Annotated in this window: 17 protein-coding genes; 4 read left to right on the top strand and 13 right to left on the bottom strand. The window is 59.9% G+C overall.

The genetic code is table 11. The features are described 5' to 3' along the window. Positions 1–7 precede the first annotated feature (7 nt). Complete coding sequence (locus J7E41_RS10845; protein WP_214992607.1) at positions 8–1,357, bottom strand: MFS transporter; 1,350 nt, start codon at positions 1,355–1,357, stop codon at positions 8–10. Positions 1,358–1,630: 273 nt separating this feature from the next. Here J7E41_RS10845 and J7E41_RS10840 point away from each other — a divergent pair, with 273 nt between their 5' ends. Further along, positions 1,631–2,341 carry a FadR/GntR family transcriptional regulator gene (locus J7E41_RS10840; RefSeq protein ID WP_214992605.1) on the top strand — a complete coding sequence of 237 codons (711 nt, stop codon included), beginning with the start codon at positions 1,631–1,633 and terminating at the stop codon, positions 2,339–2,341. A gap of 82 nt (positions 2,342–2,423) precedes the next feature. Continuing rightward, positions 2,424–3,011 carry a LysE family translocator gene (locus J7E41_RS10835; RefSeq protein WP_214992603.1) on the top strand — a complete coding sequence of 196 codons (588 nt, stop codon included), beginning with the start codon at positions 2,424–2,426 and terminating at the stop codon, positions 3,009–3,011. A 1-nt stretch (position 3,012) separates the two neighbouring features. Here the strand turns inward: J7E41_RS10835 and J7E41_RS10830 are convergent, their stop codons facing one another. The 11 genes from J7E41_RS10830 to gloB all read right to left on the bottom strand — a co-directional run bounded on the left by J7E41_RS10830 (position 3,013) and on the right by gloB (position 18,063). After that, on the bottom strand, positions 3,013–3,846 hold the full coding sequence (locus tag J7E41_RS10830; RefSeq protein ID WP_214992601.1) for an AraC family transcriptional regulator: 834 nt from the start codon (positions 3,844–3,846) through the stop codon (positions 3,013–3,015). 76 nt (positions 3,847–3,922) lie between these two features. After that, a complete protein-coding gene (locus tag J7E41_RS10825; protein ID WP_214992599.1) occupies positions 3,923–6,391 on the bottom strand; it encodes a TonB-dependent siderophore receptor in 2,469 nt (822 codons plus the stop codon). 97 nt (positions 6,392–6,488) lie between these two features. Beyond that, positions 6,489–7,457 carry a FecR domain-containing protein gene (locus tag J7E41_RS10820; RefSeq protein WP_214992596.1) on the bottom strand — a complete coding sequence of 323 codons (969 nt, stop codon included), beginning with the start codon at positions 7,455–7,457 and terminating at the stop codon, positions 6,489–6,491. Continuing rightward, positions 7,454–7,984, bottom strand: a complete 531-nt coding sequence (locus J7E41_RS10815; protein WP_214992594.1) for a sigma-70 family RNA polymerase sigma factor — start codon at positions 7,982–7,984, stop codon at positions 7,454–7,456. Before J7E41_RS10815 ends, J7E41_RS10820 begins: the two co-directional genes overlap by 4 nt. A 269-nt stretch (positions 7,985–8,253) precedes the next feature. Beyond that, positions 8,254–9,861 carry an ABC transporter ATP-binding protein gene (locus tag J7E41_RS10810; RefSeq protein WP_214992591.1) on the bottom strand — a complete coding sequence of 536 codons (1,608 nt, stop codon included), beginning with the start codon at positions 9,859–9,861 and terminating at the stop codon, positions 8,254–8,256. Between the two features lies 1 nt (position 9,862). Beyond that, positions 9,863–10,882, bottom strand: coding sequence for an ABC transporter permease (locus J7E41_RS10805; protein ID WP_214992588.1), 1,020 nt, complete (start codon positions 10,880–10,882; stop codon positions 9,863–9,865). Position 10,883: 1 nt separating this feature from the next. Beyond that, positions 10,884–11,957, bottom strand: coding sequence for a microcin C ABC transporter permease YejB (locus J7E41_RS10800; protein ID WP_214992585.1), 1,074 nt, complete (start codon positions 11,955–11,957; stop codon positions 10,884–10,886). A gap of 1 nt (position 11,958) precedes the next feature. Continuing rightward, positions 11,959–13,794: an extracellular solute-binding protein gene (locus tag J7E41_RS10795; RefSeq protein WP_214992583.1), complete on the bottom strand. Its 1,836-nt coding sequence runs from the start codon at positions 13,792–13,794 to the stop codon at positions 11,959–11,961. Continuing rightward, a complete protein-coding gene (locus J7E41_RS10790; RefSeq protein ID WP_214992581.1) occupies positions 13,791–15,620 on the bottom strand; it encodes an extracellular solute-binding protein in 1,830 nt (609 codons plus the stop codon). Before J7E41_RS10790 ends, J7E41_RS10795 begins: the two co-directional genes overlap by 4 nt. 164 nt (positions 15,621–15,784) lie before the next feature. Next, the gene (locus J7E41_RS10785) at positions 15,785–17,197 is read right to left on the bottom strand and encodes a lytic transglycosylase domain-containing protein (protein WP_214992579.1); all 1,413 of its coding nucleotides are present in this window, start codon (positions 17,195–17,197) and stop codon (positions 15,785–15,787) included. 98 nt (positions 17,198–17,295) lie between these two features. After that, a complete protein-coding gene (gene gloB / locus J7E41_RS10780) occupies positions 17,296–18,063 on the bottom strand; it encodes a hydroxyacylglutathione hydrolase (protein ID WP_214992574.1) in 768 nt (255 codons plus the stop codon). A gap of 65 nt (positions 18,064–18,128) precedes the next feature. Here gloB and J7E41_RS10775 point away from each other — a divergent pair, with 65 nt between their 5' ends. Next, the gene (locus J7E41_RS10775; RefSeq protein WP_214992572.1) at positions 18,129–18,887 is read left to right on the top strand and encodes a class I SAM-dependent methyltransferase; all 759 of its coding nucleotides are present in this window, start codon (positions 18,129–18,131) and stop codon (positions 18,885–18,887) included. 85 nt (positions 18,888–18,972) lie between these two features. Further along, entirely contained in the window at positions 18,973–19,425 is a 453-nt protein-coding gene (gene rnhA, locus J7E41_RS10770; protein ID WP_010171667.1) for a ribonuclease HI, read from the top strand. A 3-nt stretch (positions 19,426–19,428) separates the two neighbouring features. On the opposite strand, the gene J7E41_RS10765 is transcribed toward rnhA, so the two are convergent. Further along, positions 19,429–20,373, bottom strand: coding sequence for a glycerophosphodiester phosphodiesterase family protein (locus J7E41_RS10765; RefSeq protein WP_214992568.1), 945 nt, complete (start codon positions 20,371–20,373; stop codon positions 19,429–19,431). Between the last annotated feature and the right edge of the window lie 113 nt (positions 20,374–20,486).

Below are 20,486 nucleotides of genomic sequence, written 5' to 3'. Positions count from 1 at the left end.
GTCTTCCTTATTTGCTCACGGCAGGGGCGGGTTGCAACACGCCGGTGGTGGTTGGACTGGGCAGGGTCTTGGCGAAAAACACTAGGATGGCCGCCAGGATTGACGTGCCCGCCAAGCCATACAGGCCGCCCTGAATCGAGCCGGTGGTCTGTTCCAGGAAACCAAAGGTGGTCGGCGCGACAAACCCGCCGAGGTTGCCGATGGAGTTGATCAGCGCGATCACCGCTGCAGCGATCCGTGCATCCAGGTAACCCTGGGGGATCGGCCAGAACAGCGAGGACGCTGACTTGAAACCGATGGCGGCAAAGCAGATCGCGACAAAGGCAAAGATCGGCCCGCCGGTGGTGGAGAGGAACATGCCGGCGGCCGCAATCAGCAGTGCGGTGGCGACCCAGGCTTGCTGGAACTTGAACTTGCCGGCGAGGGCCGCGAAGGTGTACATGGCGATGATCGAAATCAGCCAGGGGATCGAGTTGTAGAAGCCCACCTGAATGTCGCTCAAGTCGCCCATTTTCTTGATGATGCTCGGCAGCCAGAACGTTGCCGCGTAGATGGTCAACTGGATGCAGAAATACAGGGCGCAGAACAGCATGATCTGGCGGTCTTTGAGCAACTTGCCCAGGGTCGGTTTGACGGTGGTGGCTGCGTCACGCTCGCGCTGTTCGCGGTCGATCTCATTGACCAGCGCATCCTGCTCTTCGCGACTGAGCCATTTGGCATCATGGGGTTTTGAGTCCAGCCAGAACCAGACGAAAAAGCACAGCAGTACCGAGGCCATGCCTTCGATGATGTACATCCACTGCCAGCCATGCAGGCCCAGGCCGGTGATTTGCAGCAGCACGCCGGACAATGGCCCGGAAATCAGCGAGGCGAGGGCGGAGCCGCTGAGGAAGATGGCGATGGCCTTGCCGCGCTCGACGCCAGGCAGCCAGCGGGTGAAGTAGTAGATCACACCCGGGAAAAAGCCGGCTTCGGCTACTCCCAACAGAAAGCGCAAGATGTAGAAGTGGGTTTCGTTCTGGATGAACGCCATCAGGGTGGCGGTGATGCCCCAGGTGAACATGATCCGAGTCAGCCAGATACGCGCGCCGACTTTTTGCAGGAGCATGTTGGAGGGCACTTCAAACAAGGCATAACCGATGAAGAACAGTCCGGCACCAAAGCCATAGGCCGCCGCACCGATGCCCAGGTCATGCTCCATATGAGTACGGACGAAACCGATGTTGACGCGGTCAATGTAGTTGACGATGAACATGATCACGAAGAGGGGGAGCACATGGCTCTTCACCTTCTTGATGGCGCGGGCCAGGATCGGGTCGAGAGCAGGCGCAGCTGTCGCAGGGCTTGAAGGGGTCACGAGGCAAAACTCCCACTGATTATTGTTGTGCGGGGATGTGTTTGGCTGTCCGAGATGTCTGACAACTTGATAGGCATCATACAACTTGATTTTTGAAGGTGGCAATCCCCTTATGAGTAGATTTCTTCGGTATTGCGGGGTTGTTTGCGCTTATCGAGCCACGGGTGCTGATCCGAGAGGGTGAATCTATTTATTAGTTGTCATACAAGATAGGCGCTGTCGCGGGTCCGTGGGAATGCTAGTATTGGCGGGCACTCTCGACCGGACGTCCCGATGCAAAACGAAAGCGGCACCCTTATTCGCAAGCGCTCCCCGGGCCTGGCCCATGACATCGTTACGGCGCTGACCCAGCGCATCCTTCTGGGGCAGATGGTGCCGGGGGAAAAGCTGCCATCCGAGTCGGCTATCGTCGGCGAATACGGCGTCAGTCGCACGGTGGTGCGTGAAGCGATTTCCAAGTTGCAGGCGGCGGGGCTGGTGGAAACCCGTCACGGCGTGGGCACCTTCGTGCTGGCGCGGGACGAGCGCCAGGGCTTGCACCTGACCCACGACACGGCCGTCAGCGTGCGCGGCATCCTGGAGTTGCGTCTGGGGCTGGAAACCCAGGCCGCGGCCCTGGCGGCGCTGCGCCGTACTGATCAACAACTGCAACAGATGCGCCAGGCCCTGGACGATTACCAGGACTCGCTGGCCAACAACGACGGCAGCGTCGAGCCCGACGTGCGCTTTCATCGACTGATCGCCCAGGCTACCGGCAATACCTATTTCACCGATGTGATCTATCACCTGGGCAACTCAGTGATCCCTCGTACGCGGATCAATGCCCAGGAGCGTGGCGATGCAGACCTGATGAAATTGGGGCAACTGGCGAACCTGGAACACGAGGCCATCCTCAAGGCCATCCGTCGCCAGGACCCGGACGCGGCCAGGGCGGCGATGCTGCTGCATTTGAGTAACAGCCTGGAGCGGATGACGGGGGAGTGAGGGGCATTTTCTTCAATACGCGCCTCAGGCGGCGCTTTACCGTGGTCCCCACTCCAATCGTCAGAACAAAAAGGGAACCGCAATGAGCTTGATACTCTCCATGGCCGCCTTCGCCCTGGCCACTTCGATTACGCCAGGACCGGTGAATGTGGTGGCCTTGAGTTCGGGGGCGCGCTTTGGTTTTGGTGCCAGTCAGAAGCATGTGGCCGGGGCCGCCCTGGGGTTCACCCTGTTGCTGGTACTGATTGGCCTGGGGCTGCATGAGGTGCTGATACGCTGGCCGCTGCTGACCCAGTTGATCCAATGGGGTGGCGTGGCGTTCCTGCTGTACATGGCCTACAAGTTGGCAGTCGATGATGGGCGGCTGGAGGCCGAAGGAACGGCGACCGCGCCCTCGATGCTCTACGGCGCGGTCATGCAGTGGCTCAATCCCAAAGCATGGCTGGCCTGTGTGGCGGGCATGGGGTTGTTTGTAGCTGATGGAGATGCGCAACAGGTTTGGCTGTTTGCAGTGATCTACCTGGTCATTTGCTACTTGTCGGTGGCGTGCTGGGCTTATGCCGGGACGTTCCTGCGGCGCTACCTGAACAATCCTCAAGGCGTGCGCCTGTTCAATCGGTCGATGGCAGCCTTGCTGGTGGCCAGTGTTGGGTATCTGCTGCTGGCTTGAATCAGCTGCGATATTGCCCTGGCGTAGCGGCGAAGTGTTGTTTGAAGGTGCGCTGGAAGTGCGCCTGATCAGCGAAGCCGGCCGCCAGTGCAACGTCGGCGATCAACTGGCCGCTGCGCAGTTGGGTGCGGGCAAACTGGATCCGCCGGTTGACCAGGAACGCATGGGGCGTCATGCCGTAATACTGCTTGAACGCGCGGATCAGGTAGGACGGCGACAGCTCTGCCGCCAGGCAAATATCTTCGAGCTTCAACGCCTCGGTACAGTGCTCGCGAATGTACTCGGCAGCCCGTTCCAGCTTGTGATTGACCTCACGTACCACCGTCTGCGCCGGGTTCAGACGCTGTTGCACCTCAGTGAAGAAACTCACGATGGCACTCTGCTTTTGCAGGTGCTCGGCCTGCTCGTCCACCAATAGCGGATACAGCTCGGCCAGCCCGGCATACAACACGCTGTCCTGGGTGTGGGTGGTCGTGAAGGGACGAAATCCCAGGTCGGTACTGAAACCCAACTGGTGCTGCAGGTCGATCAGCCATGGCGTGTCGATGTACAGCATGTGATAGGACCAGGGCTGGTCGTAAAGGGGATTGCAGGCATGAACGTCACCAGGGTTCATCAATACCACGGTACCGGCGCTGATCTGGAACGTGTCCGGGCCGTGTAGATACAGGCTTTGCCCGGCAGTGATCGCGCCAATGGAGAAGTGCTCGTGGGAATGGCGCGTGTAACAGACCTTGCGCCCATCGGCGATGGTTCGCGCTTCGATGAACGGCAGCTTGTCATCACGCCAGAAAAGCGGCGAGTGTGAAAGGTGGTCCGTGGCGTTCAGCGACATGTCTGTGACTCCCTTTCACGCAAGATCAAGCCCCGATCATTACACAGTGCTGTGCGCAATCGCCACAGGCCTCAGTTCAGAAGTCCCATTTGGTGGCCAGTTGCAAGCTACGCGGTTCGCCATAGAACCCGGTGCCGAAATTGCCCAAGCCCGTGTAGTACTTCTTGTCGAACAGGTTCTTCACGTTCAGCGTTGTGCTGAGGTGATCGTTGAAGCGGTAGCGCGCCATCAAGTCCACCAGGTAGTAGCTGTCCTGGGTGATGCGCGAGTTGTGGCCGAAGTTGACCGTATCATTGGGGTCTGGCTGGAACACATTGCCGAAGAACTCGCTTTGCCAGTTTACCCCGGCGCCCACTGTCATCTTCTCCAGGGCGCCTGGCAGGCGATAGGCGTTGAACAGGCGCACCACTTGCTGCGGGGTAGTGGTTTGCAGTACCGAGCTGTAGACGTAGTCGTCATTGGCGTCGCGGGTGTGCTGGTAGGTGTAGCCTGCCGAGACATTCCAGCCGTCCAGCACTTCACCTGCCAGCTCCACTTCAAAACCTTTGGTGGTGGCGCCGGCAATCGGGCGATAGATCGAGTCGGTTTCAAAGCCGGAAACGTACTGGGCCACGTTGTCCTGTTCGATGCGGAACGCCGCGAAACTGGCATTCAGGCGGCCATCGAAAAATGCCGCCTTGAGCCCGGCCTCGTAGGTGTCGCCCTCGACCGGGTCGAGCAGCTTGCCACTGGCGTCCTTGCTCGACTGCGGTTTGTAGATCTTGGTGTAGCTGGTATACACCGACCAGATGTCGTTGAGGTCGTAGACGATACCGGCGTAGGGCGTGACCACACCACTTTGGCGGTAGGTCGTGTGGTTGTCGATTTTGGCTGGGTCATAGAAGTCAGTCTTGTCGGTGCCACTGAAGTGACTGATCCGGGTGCCGAGAATGACCGACAGATCATCGGTCGGCTTCAGGCGGGTGGCCAGGTAGGCACCGGTCTGGCGTTGGACAATGTCGTTCTGGCCACTGCGCGGGATATCGGGCTTGGCGTATTCCCCACGCCAGTTGTAGATGCTGCCGCCCACCGGCGGGTAGATCGAGCCGTAGACCGGAATATCCTGTTTCGAACGGGTGGCCATAAAGCCCATGATCAACTCGTGCTCGCGGCCAAAGAGGCTGAACGGGCCATTGAGGTTGACGTCCAGGGTGTTCTGCACCTGGTCGCCTATGTACTTGCCCATGAACATGTACATGCCGTCCCCTGTGACCGGGTCCGGATTGCCGCCACTGGCGGAGGCCAGCAAGGTGTCATGTTGGCTGCGCTTGCGGTCGAGACTGACTTTCAATGACCAGTCATTGGCCAGTTGCTGCTGCACGGAGGCAAAGAGCGTCTGGTTCTGGAAGTCGCGGCGGCTCCAGTCGGCGGCCGGGTTGAACGAGCGCGAGAAGTCCGTCCGTGAGCCGTTGCTGAAATACATCGGGAAACCGGTCCAGCTGGCACCTCGGGAACGGGTGTCCTGTTGGTCGATGCCAACGGTCAGCAATGTGTCCGGCGTGAGGTCGGCTTCGAGGATGCCGTAGGCGATGTCCTTGGTGTTCTGGTAATGATCGAGGTAGGACTGGCGGTCCTGGTAAACACCCACGAAGCGCCCGCGCACATTCCCCGACTCGGTCAGTGGCCCGGAGATATCGCCTTCGGTGCGGTAGTTGTCCCATGAACCGAACGTCTGCGTGACTGACGCCTTGAAATCCCGGGTAGGTTTTTTTCGGATCAAATTGACGGTGGCCGAGGGGTCGCCGGAGCCGGTCAACAAACCTGAGGAGCCTTTGATGATTTCCAGGTGATCGTAGACCGCCATGTCGGTGCTGGTCTGGCCGTAGTCATACACGCCGTCGTAGGTTGAGTTGACGCCGTCGTACTGGAAGTTGGTGATCGGCAGGCCGCGGCTGGAAAACTCCCAGCGTTCGCTGTCGTAGTTCTGCACGCTGACGCCAGGCGCGCGGCGCAAGGTGTCGGCGATGGTGTTGGAGCCCTGGTCGTCCATTTGCTGGCGGGTGATGACCGTGACCGATTGCGGCGTTTCGCGGATCGACAAGGGCAAGCCCGTGGCTGAGGACATCGAACCGGTGGTGTAGGAATGGCTGTCTTCGGTGGTGGCGCCCAGGCCCTCACCGGAAATGGTAGTGGCGCCCAACTCCAGGGCGCCGGTACTTGCAGGTGTCAGCTCCAATACGTAGCCATTGTTGCCTTGGGGTAAGGCCTGCAAGCCGCTACCTTGCAACAGGCGTTGCAAACCGCTGGCCGGGGTGTAGCTGCCATTGAGGCCCTGGCTGGTTTTTCCGGTGGCCAGGCTGTTGTGGCCGGCGATGAAAATACCGGATTGCTCGGCGAAGCGGTTCAGCACACTGACCAGCGATCCGCCTGCGATGTTGTAGCTTCGGGAAGCTTCTTGCATCGATGGCGTCTCGGCGGCTTGCACGTTGAACGCGCCGAAGCCGAGCAGGGTGGCAGTGATGGCCAGCGTCAATGGGCGCAGAGCGAAACGAGCGGGTTGCGACATGGAGGTTCCCTTTGGATCAAGTCGTTCGGCGAATGTGAAAGCGTCTGAAGGGTTAACCGAACGAGACTTTGAAAAGGGAACCGGTGGTTTAAAAAAATCAGACCGATAAGGTTTTCGGACTGACCGTGACCCACCAAGGCAGGAGCCTTTCCACCTTGATGGGCAAAGCCGCTTCCAGCAGGAGCAAGGCATGATCGCTGTCTTTGAGGGGGAACGAGCCCATTACCGCCAACTGCGCCACCGCCGGATCACACCCCAGGTGGCCGGGGCGGTAGCGGTTCAGTTCGCCAATCAATTGGCCCAGGGGCAGGTTGTCTGCCAGCAGCACCCCACGGCTCCAGGCCTCGCGGCTGGCTGACGCCGGTGCTGCAGGAGCCAGTGCATTGGCGGTGAATGTCACCTGATGCCCGGCTTCAATAATCTGTGTTTGCTGGCTGACGGCAGTGCGTACCTCGACCCGGCCTTCAAATACGTTGAGAACGGTACGCTCCCCCTCCTGCAAAACGCTGAAGCGAGTACCCAAGGCTCGCATCGAGCCTTGTTTGGTCTCCACCCGAAACGGGCGGCTCGCCTCCTTGGCGGTCTCGATCAGCACCTCTCCGAAGCGCAGATGCAGCAGGCGTTGCTGGCTGTCGAAGCGCACATCCAGGGCGCTCAATGCGTTGAGCCACAGATGACTGCCGTCAGCCAGCAGTGCTTCGCGTGTTTCGCCCTGGGGGGTGGCATAGTCGGCGTTCAAGCCGCCCATCAGTTTGGGCAAAGCGGTGTTGCGCCAGGTGCCCCAGCCCAATGCCGTGCCGGAACACAGCACCAGCAGCGTCTTGAGGGTCTGGCGCCGAGAACTGCGCAATGCACGACTGGCACCGTGGGCCTCTTCGGCCAGCGGTACAAAGCGTTGGCTGACGCGCTCCACATAACGCCAGGCGGCCTGGTGTTCACAGCTTTGTCCCAGCCAGGTTTGCCAGCGCTGTTGTTCCTGGGCGCAGGCCTGCTGATCTTGCAGGCGCACGTACCATTGGGCAGCCTGTTGCAGGCTTGAATGACTGAGTTTGCCTGGAGTGTTCATTCCACCAGTAGCCCGTCGAGTTCGGCTTCCAGCACGGCACAATGCAATAAGGCTTGTGCCAGGTACTTTTTCACCATGCGCTCACAAACGCCGAGCTGGGTCGCGATTTGCTTGTAGGGCATGCCCTGCAGCTGTGCCAGCAGGAATGCCTCGCTGACCTTCCTCGGCAGGCGCGCCAGCATGGCGTCCACTTCGTACAGGGTCTCGACGATAATTGCCCGTTGTTCCGGGGACGGCTGCAAGGCTTCAGGTCGTGCTGCGAGGGTCTGCAACCAGGCTTGCTCCAGTTGCCGTCGACGCCAGTGATCAATGCACAGGCCACGGGCGATGGTTGCCAGGTAGGAGCGCTCGCGCAAGGCATCGGCGGCCTCGGGCGGACGCTTGAGTACGCGAATAAAGGTATCGTGGGCCAGGTCGGCCGCATCCCAGCGGTTGCTCAGGCGCCGACGCAACAACCCGAGCAGCCAGGAATGGTGGGTGCCATAGAGGTGGCTGAAAGAGGTAGGTGAGGTCGACACAATAGCCATCCAGCCCGCAAGCCTTGGTGTAAATAGGAATTGGTCGCGATTAAAGCAAAGGGGCAGAGGCAGTGCAAATGATATTGGTTTGCTTTTGCACAAGTGTCGGCTCAACGGGTTGGTCCGACGTAAGCACACCGTAGCCGTTGCCCAGCCCCGGCAAGGCTACGTAAGGCCACACCACAAACAGAAAACCAAACACCCGACGTTTCCAAAGTCCATCAGGAAGAACGGTGTTGGCCCCTACGCAGCCTCGCCGGGGCTCGACAGCGATGGGGTCAGGCGGGGCTTGGCACCAAAAACGCCGCCTCCAGCAACTGCCGGGTGTAGGCATGCTGGGGATCGGCAAAGATCGCCTTGGCATCGCCTTGCTCAACCACTTGCCCATGCTTGACCACCATCAACTGGTGACTCAATGCCTTGACCACCGCCAGGTCATGGCTGATGAACAGGTAGGTCAGGTTGTATTTGGTCTGCAAGTGGCGCAGCAGCTCCACCACCTGGCGTTGTACGGTGCGGTCCAGGGCTGAGGTCGGTTCATCCAGCAGGATCAGCCGCGGCTTGAGCACGAGGGCCCGGGCGATGGCGATACGTTGGCGCTGGCCGCCGGAAAACTCATGGGGGTAGCGATGGCGGGTTTCCGGGTCCAGGCCCACTTCCTTGAGGGCGGCGATAATGGCCGCCTCTTGCTCGGCCGCGCTGCCCATTTTGTGGATGCGCAGGCCTTCACCGACGATTTCGCTGACGCACATGCGCGGGCTCAGGCTGCCAAACGGGTCCTGGAACACCACCTGCATTTCCCGGCGCAGCGGCCGGACCTGCTGCTGGCTCAGGCGGTCCAGTTGGTGCCCTTCGAAACGAATCCCGCCCTTGCTGCCGATCAGGCGCAGGATGGCCAGGCCCAAGGTGGACTTACCAGAGCCGCTTTCACCGACGATGCCCAGGGTCTGGCCCTGAGGCAGGCTGAAGTTGATGCCATCCACGGCCTTGACGTAATCAATGGTGCTGCGCAAAAACCCTTTCTTGATCGGGAACCAGACTTTCAGGTCATCGACTTCCAGCAACGGCGGGCCAATCTCGTTGGTAGCCGGCAAGCCGCTGGGCTCGGCGGCCAGCAGTTCCTGGGTGTAAGGGTGCTGCGGTGACTGGAACAGCGTTTCGCACTCGGCTTGCTCGACAATACAGCCGCGCTGCATCACGCATACCCGATGGGCGATGCGCCGCACTAGGTTCAAGTCATGGCTGATCAGCAGCAGCGCCATGCCCAGGCGGGCCTGCAACTCCTTGAGCAGTTCGAGGATTTTAAGCTGTACGGTCACGTCGAGGGCTGTGGTCGGCTCGTCGGCGATCAACAGCTCCGGCTCGTTGGCCAGGGCCATGGCGATCATCACCCGCTGGCGCTGGCCGCCAGACAATTCGTGGGGCAGGGCTTTCAAACGTTTGTGAGGCTCGGGAATGCCCACCAGCTCCAGCAGTTCCAGGGTGCGTTGGGTGGCGACTTTACCCGTCAGCCCCTTGTGCAGGCTGAGCACTTCGTTGATCTGCTTCTCGATGGAGTGCAGCGGGTTCAACGAGGTCATCGGCTCCTGGAAGATCATCGCAATGCGGTTGCCGCGAATATGCCGGATGGTTTTTTCTTTCAGGGTCAACAGGTCGTGGTTGGCGTACTGGATCGTCCCCGAAGGATGTCGCGCCAGCGGGTAGGGCAGCAGGCGCAGGATCGAATGGGCGGTTACCGACTTGCCGGAACCACTTTCGCCCACCAATGCCAGGGTCTCGCCGCGCTTGATATCAAAGCTGACGTTTTCCACCACACGCTGGTGGCTGGTGCCCACAACGAACTCGACGGAGAGGTCACGGACTTCGATCAGATTGTCCTGATTCATATCATTTCCTCGGGTCGAAGGCATCGCGAGCGGACTCGCCGATAAACACCAGCAAACTCAACATGATCGCCAACACGGCAAAGGCACTCATGCCCAGCCACGGCGCCTGCAGGTTGGATTTGCCCTGGGCCACCAGCTCGCCGAGGGACGGGGAGCCGGCGGGCAGGCCAAATCCCAGGAAGTCTAGGGCAGTCAGAGTGCCGATAGCACCCGTCAGGATGAACGGCATGAAAGTCATGGTCGAGACCATCGCATTGGGCAGGATATGGCGGAACATGATTGCACCGTTCTGCATTCCCAGGGCGCGGGCTGCCCGCACATATTCCAGGTTGCGTCCGCGCAGGAACTCGGCGCGCACCACGTCCACCAGGCTCATCCAGGAAAACAGCAGCATGATCCCCAGCAGCCACCAGAAGTTGGGCTGTACGAAACTGGCAAGGATGATCAGCAAGTACAGCACCGGCAAGCCGGACCAGATCTCCAGGAAGCGTTGCCCGGCCAGGTCCACCCAGCCGCCATAGAAGCCCTGCAAGGCGCCGGCGATCACCCCAATGATCGAGCTGAGCACCGTCAGGGTCAGGGCAAACAACACCGAGACCCGGAAGCCGTAGATCACCCGCGCGAGCACGTCACGGCCCTGGTCGTCAGTGCCCAGCAGGTTGCCGGCGGAGGGGGGGGCAGGGGCCGGGACTTTCAAATCGTAGTTGATGCTCTGGTAGCTGAAGGGGATCGGCGCCCACAGGGTCCAGGCGTCCTTGGCCTTGAGCAGTTCGCGGATATACGGGCTCTTGTAGTTGGCTTCCAGAGGGAATTCGCCGCCGAAGGTGGTTTCCGGATAACGCTTGAGCGCCGGGAAATACCAGTCGCCGTCGTAATGCACGGCCAGCGGTTTATCGTTGGCGATCAGCTCGGCGCCGAGGCTCAGGCCAAACAGGATCAAAAACAGCCACAGCGACCACCAGCCGCGCTTGTTGGCCTTGAAACGTTCGAAGCGTCGGCGATTGAGGGGGGATAGGTTCATCTCAATGCTCCCGGCTGGCGAAGTCGATGCGTGGGTCCACCAGGGTGTAGGTGAGGTCGCCGATCAGTTTCACCACCAGACCCAGCAGGGTGAAGATAAACAGCGTGCCAAACACCACCGGATAGTCGCGGTTGATCGCCGCTTCAAAACTCATGAGGCCCAGACCGTCGAGGGAGAAGATCACTTCCACCAGCAAGGAGCCGGTAAAGAAAATCCCGATAAACGCCGAGGGGAAGCCGGCAATCACCAGCAGCATGGCGTTGCGGAACACGTGGCCATAGAGCACGCGGTGGTTGGTCAGGCCCTTGGCCTTGGCGGTAACCACGTACTGTTTGTTGATTTCGTCGAGGAAGCTGTTTTTGGTCAGCAGCGTCATGGTCGCAAAGTTACCGATCACCAGAGCGGTGACGGGCAGGGCCAGGTGCCAGAAATAGTCGAGGATCTTGCCGCCCCAGCTCAATTCGTCAAAGTTGTTGGAGGTCAGCCCACGCAAGGGGAACCAGTCGAAATAGCTGCCGCCGGCAAACACCACGATCAGCAAGATGGCAAACAGGAAAGCCGGAATGGCATAGCCGACGATGATTGCCGAGCTGGTCCAGACATCGAAGTGGCTGCCATGGCGGGTGGCCTTGGCGATGCCCAGCGGTATCGACACCAGGTACATGATCAGGGTGCTCCACAGTCCGAGGGAAATGGACACCGGCATCTTTTCCTTGATCAGGTCGATCACCTTGGCGTCGCGAAAGAAGCTGTCGCCAAAGTCCAGCCGGGCGTAGTTCTTGACCATGATCCACAAGCGTTCCGGCGCCGATTTGTCGAAGCCGTACATCTTCTCGATTTCCTTGATCAGCTCCGGGTCCAGGCCCTGGGCACCACGGTAACTGGAGCCCGCCACCGAGACTTCGGCGCCGCCGCCCGCAATACGGCTGGTGGCGCCTTCAAAGCCTTCGAGCTTGGCGATCATCTGTTCCACCGGGCCTCCGGGGGCGGCCTGGATGATCACGAAGTTGATCAGCAAGATGCCGAACAAGGTGGGGATGATCAGCAGCAGTCGGCGGAAAATATAAGCCAGCATCTCAGTTGCCCCCACTCGCCGGATCGGCTGTTTGGTTGGTGTCCAGGGTCACGGCAGGCTTGGCGTCGGGTTTGCTCCACCAGGTGGCGGTGCCGACGTCGTACAGCGGCGAAACCTTTGGATGGCCCAGATGATCCCAATAGGCCACACGGAACGTCTTGATGTGCCAGTTGGGGATCACGTAGTAGCCGAACTGCAGCACGCGGTCCAGCGCCTTGGCATGGGCGATCAGGCTTTTGCGGGAGTCGGCGTCGATCAGCTCTTCCACCAACTGATCGATGGCTGGGTCTTTCAGGCCAATGTTGCGGCTGCCCGGATTGTCGGCACTGGAGGATTTCCAGAATTCACGCTGCTCGTTACCCGGCGACGAAGATTGCGGGAAGCTGCCCACCACCATGTCGAAATCCCGCGAGCGGATGCGGTTGATGTACTGCGAGACGTCGACGCGGCGAATCACCAGGTCAATGCCCAGGTCCGCCAGGTTGCGCTTGAACGGCAGCAGAATGCGCTCGAATTCGGTCTGGGCCAGCAGGAACTCAATGGTCACCGGTTTGCCGGTGGCATCGACCATCTTGTCGTCGACGATACGCCAGCCAGCCTCTTGCAGCAGTTGATAGGCCTCGCGTTGCTGAGTGCGAATCATGCCGCTGCCGTCGGTCTTGGCGGGCTCGAAGGCTTGGCTAAACACCTGGGGTGGGATCTTGTCCCGCAGCGGCTCGAGAATCGCCAGTTCATCCGGGCCGGGCAGGCCGGTGGCGGCCATGTCGGAGTTTTCGAAATAGCTGCGGCTGCGGGTATAGGCGCCATTGAACAGCTGCTTGTTACTCCATTCAAAGTCCAGCAACAGGCTGATGGCCTTGCGTACCCGTACATCCTGGAACATCGGTTTGCGGATGTTGAAGACGAAGCCCTGCATCCCAGTGGGGTTGCCGTTGGGAATCTCTTCCTTGATCAGGCGCCGCTGAGCCACGGCGGGGATGTTGTAGGCGTTGGCCCAGTTCTTCGCGCTGATTTCCAGCCAGTAATCGAACTGTCCGGCCTTGAGGGCTTCCAGGGCGACGGTGTTGTCGCGGTAATAGTCGGTGACGCGGTAATCGAAGTTATAGAAGCCTTGGTTGATCGGCAGGTCCTTGCCCCAGTAATCCTTGACCCGCTCGTAGCGAACCGAACGGCCGGCCTTGACCTCGGCCACCTTGTACGGGCCGCTGCCCAGTGGAATCTCCAGGTTGCCCTTGCTGAAGTCGCGGGTGGCCCACCAGTGCTTGGGCAGTACCGGCAGTTGACCGAGGATCAATGGCAGTTCGCGATTATTGGTGCGCTTGAACTTGAACAGCACCCTCAGCGGGTCTTCGGCCACCACTTCATCGACGTCGGCATAGTAGGTGCGGTAGATCGGCGAGCCCTGTTTGATCAGGGTCTGGAAGCTGAACACCACGTCCTCGGCACGCATGGGGTGGCCGTCGTGGAAGTGCGCTTCAGGGCGTAGGTAGAAGCGTACCCAACTGTTGTCGGGAGCTTTTTCGATCTTGCCCGCCACCAGGCCGTATTCAGTGATGGGCTCATCCAGGCTTTGCTGGGCCAGGGTGTCGTAGATCAGGGTGATATTGTCTGCCGGCACGCCCTTGCTGATAAACGGGTTGAGGCTATCGAAACCGGCCATGCTGGACTCGCGAAACGTCCCGCCCTTGGGTGCATCGGGGTTGACGTAGTCGACGTGTTTGAAGTCGGCGGGGTATTTGGGGGGTTCGTTGTAGAGGGTCAGGGCATGTTGCGGGGCGGCGTTGGCCGCTGCGCAAAACAACAGGCCGCCAAGAATCGCAGTACGCAAAGGCATCATTGGGCTTTCTCCGAAGCTTTCAGCCACCATGCGCTCAGGCCCAGGCTGTAGGGCGGCGTGGTGACGAAGGCGAACCGGTTGCGGTACGCCAGGCGATGATAGTTGAGGTACCAGTTGGGAATACTGTAGTGCTGCCACAGCAGGACCCGGTCCAGGGCCCGGCCGGCGGCCAATTGTTCGTCACGGGTTTGCGCCGCCAGCAGTTGTTCCAGCAAATGATCGACCACCGGGTTGGCAATGCCCGCGTAATTCTTGCTGCCTTTGATCCCGGCCTGGCTGGAGTGGAAGTACTGCCACTGCTCAAGGCCCGGGCTCAGGGTCTGGTTGAGGGTCATCAGAATCATGTCGAAGTCGAATTGATCGAGGCGCTGTTTGTACTGTGCCCGGTCGACCGTGCGCAAGCGGGCCTCGACGCCGATGCTTGCCAGATTCTCTACATAAGGTTGCAGGATCCGCTCCAGATTCGGATTGACCAGCAGGATCTCCAGGCGTAAAGGCAGCCCGTCGCTGTTGAGCAGGCGCTGCCCGGACAGCTTCCAGCCGGACTCGGCCAGCAAGGCCAGGGCGCGGCGCATTGTGTCCCTGGGAATGCCGCGCCCGTCGGTCTGGGGCAAGCTGAACGCCTGGGTGAAAAGATTGGCCGGCAACTGATCTCGGTAGGGTGACAGCATCAACCATTCATGGCCCACCGGCACTCCGGTGGCGGAGAATTCACTGTTGGGGTAGTAGCTCAGTGTGCGTTTGTAGGCGCCGCTGAACAGTGTGCGGTTGGTCCACTCGAAATCGAACATCAGCCCCAGCGCTTCGCGGACCTTGGCCTGGCTGAAGGTCGGGCGCCGGCTGTTCATGAACAGGCCCTGGCTTTGGGTGGGAATCTGGTGGGCGATCTGCGCTTTGATCACCTCGCCGCGATTGACCGCCGGGAAGTTGTAGCCGTTGGCCCAGTTCTTCGCTTGATGTTCGATATAGATATCGAACTCACCGGCCTTGAAGGCTTCGAAGGCCACGTCGCTGTCGCGGTAGAACTCCACCTCGACCTTGTCGTAATTGTAGAACCCGCGGTTGATCGGCAGGTCCTTGCCCCAGTAGTCCTTGACCCGTTCAAACACCAGTTGCCGGCCAGGCGTTACCTTGCTGATGCGATAAGGCCCACTGCCGAGCGGCGGTTCGAAGGTGGTGGCCTTGAAATCCCGATTTTTCCAGTAGTGCTGGGGCAGTACCGGCAGCTCCCCAAGGCGCAGGATAAGCAGCGGGTTGCCGGCGCGTTTGAATACAAAACGGATGCGATGAGGGTTGAGCACGTCAACTCGCGCGACTTCCTGCAGATTGGTGCGGTATTGCGGGTGGCCTTCGGTCAGCAGCGTGCGGTAGGAAAATGCCACGTCGTCGGCGGTAATCGGCTTGCCGTCGTGGAAGCGTGCTTGCGGGCACAGGTTGAACACCACCCAACTGCGGTCTTCGCTGTATTCCACCGACTGCGCAATCAGGCCATAACTGGACGTGGGCTCATCGCCGGAAGGGGCGTACTGGCCGGTGCCGACCATCAGCGGCTCATTGAGCTCGTTGACCCCGTATTGCAGGAAGTTGGCGGTGGAAACCGGGCTTGAGCCCTTGAAGGTATAGGGGTTGAGGGTGTCGAAGGTGCCAAACGCCATGACCCGCAAGGTGCCGCCTTTGGGCGCTGCGGGGTTTACCCAATCGAAGTGGGTGAATTTTGCCGGGTACTTGAGCGTGCCGAACTGCGCATAACCGTGGCTCTCGGTGATGGTCGCGTTCGCGGAAAAGCTCAAGGCCAGACTTATTAGTAGAAGGAGGGGACGCTTCAAGTCAGAGATCCGATCCAGGCGGCTTGGGCTTTATGATCGGTACAGTAACAGCTTGTTCCGAATGGAAAAAGGCTGTTGAAGTTGGCGAGGAGCCTATGTGGGAGCGGGCTTGTTGTGGCGAGGGGACAAGCCCCCTCGCCACAGGAGCCCGCCCCGCCAAGATGTTATCTAGGCCCGGAAACCACCAGCATCTGCCCCGGCTTCAACGCCTGGCCAGTACGCGGGTTCCAACGTTTGAGATGTTGCATCTCGACGTTGAAACGCTTGGCGACGATATACAACGAGTCACCCTTCTTGACCTTGTACTGCACCGGCTTCTTGCTACTGGCTTTGGCCACCAGCTTGCGGGTGTCCTGCATCACCAGGGTCTGGCCAACCTTGAGGGACTGGCCGTTGAGCTTGTTCCAGCGCTGCAGGTCGTGGACATCGACCTTGTTGGCCTTGGCGATCATCGTCAGGTTGTCACCGCTCCTGACCTTGTAGCTGCGCGAACGCCCAGCCACGGCCTTGTGTTCAACTTCGTCGAACACCGCCTTTTTCGGGCGCATGCTGAGGAGTTCTTCCGGATTCATCGCCGACAGGCTGCTGGCCAGCAACTGCGCCTTGGAGGTCGGTACCAGCAAGTGCTGCGGGCCATCCAGGGTAGTGCGTTGCTTGAGGGCCGGATTGAGCTGGAACAACTCGTCTTCGTCGATCTCTACCAGCGCGGCGACCCGTGACAGGTCCATGCTTTGCTTGACTTCAACCACTTCGAAGTACGGCGTGTTGGCAATCGGGTTCAAGTTGACGCCATATGCCTCGGGCGCAAGCACCACCTGGGACAGTGCCAGGAACTTGGGCACGTAGTCCTTGGTTTCCTGGGGCAGTGGCAGGTTCCAGTAGTCAGTCGGCAGGCCGAGCTTCTCGTTACGCTCGATGGCCCGGCTGACGGTGCCTTCGCCCGCGTTATAAGCCGCCAGTGCCAGCAACCAGTCGCCGTTGAACATGTCATGCAGACGTGTCAGATAGTCCAGGGCGGCGGTAGTGGAGGCGGTGATGTCGCGGCGGCCATCATAGGCGCGGGTCTGGCGCAGGTTGAAGTAGCGCCCGGTGGAGGGAATGAACTGCCACAAACCCACCGCATCGCTGCGCGAATAGGCCATCGGGTTGTAGGCACTTTCAATCACTGGCAGCAGCGCCAGTTCCAGGGGCATGTTGCGCTCTTCAAGACGCTCGACGATGTAATGAATGTAGAGGCTGCCGCGTTCGCCGGCATTCTCCAGGAAGGACGGGTTGCTGGCGAACCACAAGCGCTGTTGCTCGATGCGCGGGTTGACGCCCAGTCCGTCCTGCAATTGGAAACCCTGGCGCATGCGTTCCCAGACATCCTGGGGCACCTGAGGGCTTGGCTTCTCTGATAGCCAAAGGGGTTTTTGCTTGATCTTGGCAGCAAGGTTCGGTTTGGGTTGCACGGTGGATTGTGCGGCGAAATGGGTCGTTTGGCAGCCCGCCAGGGTTGCGCAGACACCCACCGCTATGGCTTGAGCCAAGCGGGTCAATGCGTCTGAATGATTGGATTTACGAATAGATGACGACATTGGCTGGAAGTAAGTTCCGGGCAAAAATGTCGGGCGATTCTAGAAAGCGCTTTGGTTCCGGTCAACCATTCAGAAATTGCGTATCAAAATCCTTCTTCTTAGAACGTATCTTTCCAAGACCGTAAGCTAGCAAACACCTCACTCCCGGACCGGTTATCACGGCCATTCCGTTCGTCCGCTTTTTCTTTAACGGATGTTTCAGCCGTGCGCAGGAAAGGGTTGGTGAGTTTTTCCAGGGCCAGGGTCGAAGGCAGGGTCATCTTGCCGTTGGCTCGAAGCAGGCGGACTTTCTCCACTCGTTCGGCGATGTCGGCGTTAGCCGGCTCTACGGCCTGGGCGAACTTCAGGTTACTTTGTGTGTACTCGTGGGTGCAGTAAACCAGGGTGTCTTCAGGCAGGGCGGCCAGGCGCTCCAGGGAAGCGTGCATCTGCTCTGGCGTGCCTTCGAACAGGCGACCGCAGCCGGCGGCGAATAACGTGTCACCGCAGAACAGTAGGCCATGATGATAAAAGGCTATGTGGCCCAAGGTATGGCCGGGCACGGCAAAGACGTCGAAGTCCCAGCCCAGCACGGAGATGCGGTCGTTATCGCTCAGGGCCACATCGCGGGCCGGGATCTTTTCGTTCGCCGGGCCGTACACTGTTGCGCCGCAAGCACTTTTCAGTTGCTCCACGCCGCCGACATGATCATGGTGGTGGTGCGTGACCAGAATGTCACTGAGTGCCCACTCGGGATGTTGCCCGAGCCATGCCAGTACCGGCGCGGCGTCACCGGGATCGACCACTGCACAGCGATGGCTGCGGTGATCCTGTAACAACCAGATGTAGTTATCGGTGAAGGCGGGCAGGGCACTGATCTGTATCATTCTTCGATTCGCCAAGCTGAACACATTGGTGCATCTTAGAACGTCTTGGCGAGTTGGAGAATGCAATGACTGATAAAGCGTTCGCCCAGGCCGATCCCGAGTGGCTGGCCTTGATCAGCGCGGCCCGTGAATGGTTGTCCGGGCCCATCGGGCAATTTCTGCTGGATGAGGAGCGGCGCATGCTCGAAGACGAGCTGGGGCGGTTCTTTGGTGGTTACCTGGTGCATTACGGGCCTTCGGCACAAACCCCGCCGGTTGCACCTCAGGTCCAGCGCAACGTGCGCCTGGGCGCACCGTTGCCGGGCGTGGAAATTGTCTGTGAGGAACAGGCCTGGCCATTGAGCGAGCACGCAGCCGATGTGGTGGTGTTGCAGCATGGCCTGGATTTCTGCCTGTCGCCGCACGGCTTATTGCGCGAAGCCGCCAGCAGCGTGCGTCCGGGCGGCCATTTGCTGATCGTGGGTATTAACCCTTGGAGTAGCTGGGGCCTGCGCCACTTCTTCGCCCATGACGGGTTGCGCCAGGCGCGCTGTATCTCGCCATCGCGGGTTGGCGACTGGTTGAACCTGCTGGGCTTTGCGCTGGAGAAACGCCGCTTCGGGTGCTATCGTCCGCCGCTTGCATCTGCCAAGTGGCAAGGGCGCCTCTCTGGCTGGGAACGCAAGGCCGGCGCCTGGCAGTTGTCCGGCGGTGGTTTCTATCTGCTGGTGGCGCGCAAGATTGTGGTCGGGTTGCGCCCCGTGCGTCAGGAGCGGCGCGAAGCCATGGGCAAATTGGTTCCGATGCCAATGGCCAAGGTCAATCGTAGAACCAGCGAACAGTAAAACTCTCTTTTTGGTTTCAGGCCGAGTTGCTCGGCCTCGAGGTCTGTCGATCATTTATCGGCGGCCTTTTCTAATGGATATTGCAATGACCGATAGCGTAGAACTCTTCACCGATGGCGCCTGCAAGGGCAATCCTGGCCCCGGCGGTTGGGGCGCCTTGCTGGTGTGCAAGGGCGTGGAGAAGGAACTGTGGGGCGGCGAAGCCAATACCACCAACAATCGCATGGAGCTGATGGGCGCCATTCGTGGCCTTGAAGAGCTCAAGCGTCGTTGTGACGTATTGCTGGTGACCGACTCCCAGTACGTCATGAAAGGCATCAATGAGTGGATGGTCAACTGGAAGAAGCGCGGCTGGAAGACCGCCGCCAAGGAGCCGGTGAAGAATGCCGACCTCTGGCAGTTGCTCGACGAGCAATGCAACCGCCACAACATCACCTGGAAATGGGTACGCGGGCACATTGGCCATCCCGGTAACGAACGGGCGGACCAGTTGGCCAACCGCGGGGTGGATGACGTGCGCGGTTACAAGCAGAGCTGAAGCTTAGTTACACCGCAGCGGCCGTTCGAGCCGCTGCTTTACATCCCGCATCGTGCGCGGCGAATCAACCAGTACCGCATCAATCTTCAGGCAAGCTGCGGCCCGATAATCGGCTTCGTTGTTAACCCCGATCGCCAAAATGCTCAGTTTGCCCTGGGATTGGAAGCAGTCGATGGCTTGAGGCATCCACAGTTTGGCATTCACCGGTGAGCGGGCTTCACCCAAGGTGAAGGTTTCCACCAGTTCAACCTTGCGCTGATATTCGAATGCCGCCCAGCTACCGGCTTGCGGCGCCGGATTACAGCTGTGCGCCAGGGCGACGCTTGCCAAGCGGCCACGAGTACTGTCCCGGGATTCGAACAGACGGGCCTGAGGGTACTGAGCGAACGCCTGCTGGTAGCTGGCATCGGTGGAGTAGATCAGCACCCGGTTCCAGGCGTGGTTTTGCTCCAGCACCCGGGCGACAGCCTTGGCCTGCGGGGCGGCCGGCAAGGCTTTCATATCCAGGATGATGGGAGTTGCGGCTGGAATCACGGCCAGCGCCTGTTGCAATGAGGGCAGCGATACTGCCTGAGTGCGATAGGGATACGTCACCTGACCATCGGCTGCCGTTTGCTTGAACTGCCATCCCGCGTTGAGTTGTTGCAACTGGGCCCACGTTTTCTCGGCTACAGCGCCCGAGCCCTGGGTATTGGCACTCAGGTCGGTCGGCCGATACAGCACGGGTACGTCGTCACTGCTCAGTTGTACGGTGAGCCAGAGCATGTCGACGTTATTGCGCAAGGCATTCTCGACAGCCAGCAGAGTGTTCTCCGGAAAGTCCGTCGTGCCACCTCGGTGTGCCACGATCCGCGGCAGGTGCTCGCCTGAGGTGTCGGGCAGGGACGCGCACCCGCCCAACAGGAGGCTGGTGATCAGCAGTACACTGGCATATCGGGTTTCAATCATCGCAGGTTCGCGTTCTCAGGGAGATGCCCGGCATACTGTCCGAGCAGGGAAAATGGCGTAATGACTGGCTTGATTGATAAACGAAAGTGGCCGTCATTGAATTAATACCTTAC

This window comes from Pseudomonas fluorescens, from assembly GCF_018614655.1.
Classification (GTDB): domain Bacteria; phylum Pseudomonadota; class Gammaproteobacteria; order Pseudomonadales; family Pseudomonadaceae; genus Aquipseudomonas; species Aquipseudomonas fluorescens_BX.
This window is presented reverse-complemented; position numbering and strand designations above follow the sequence as displayed.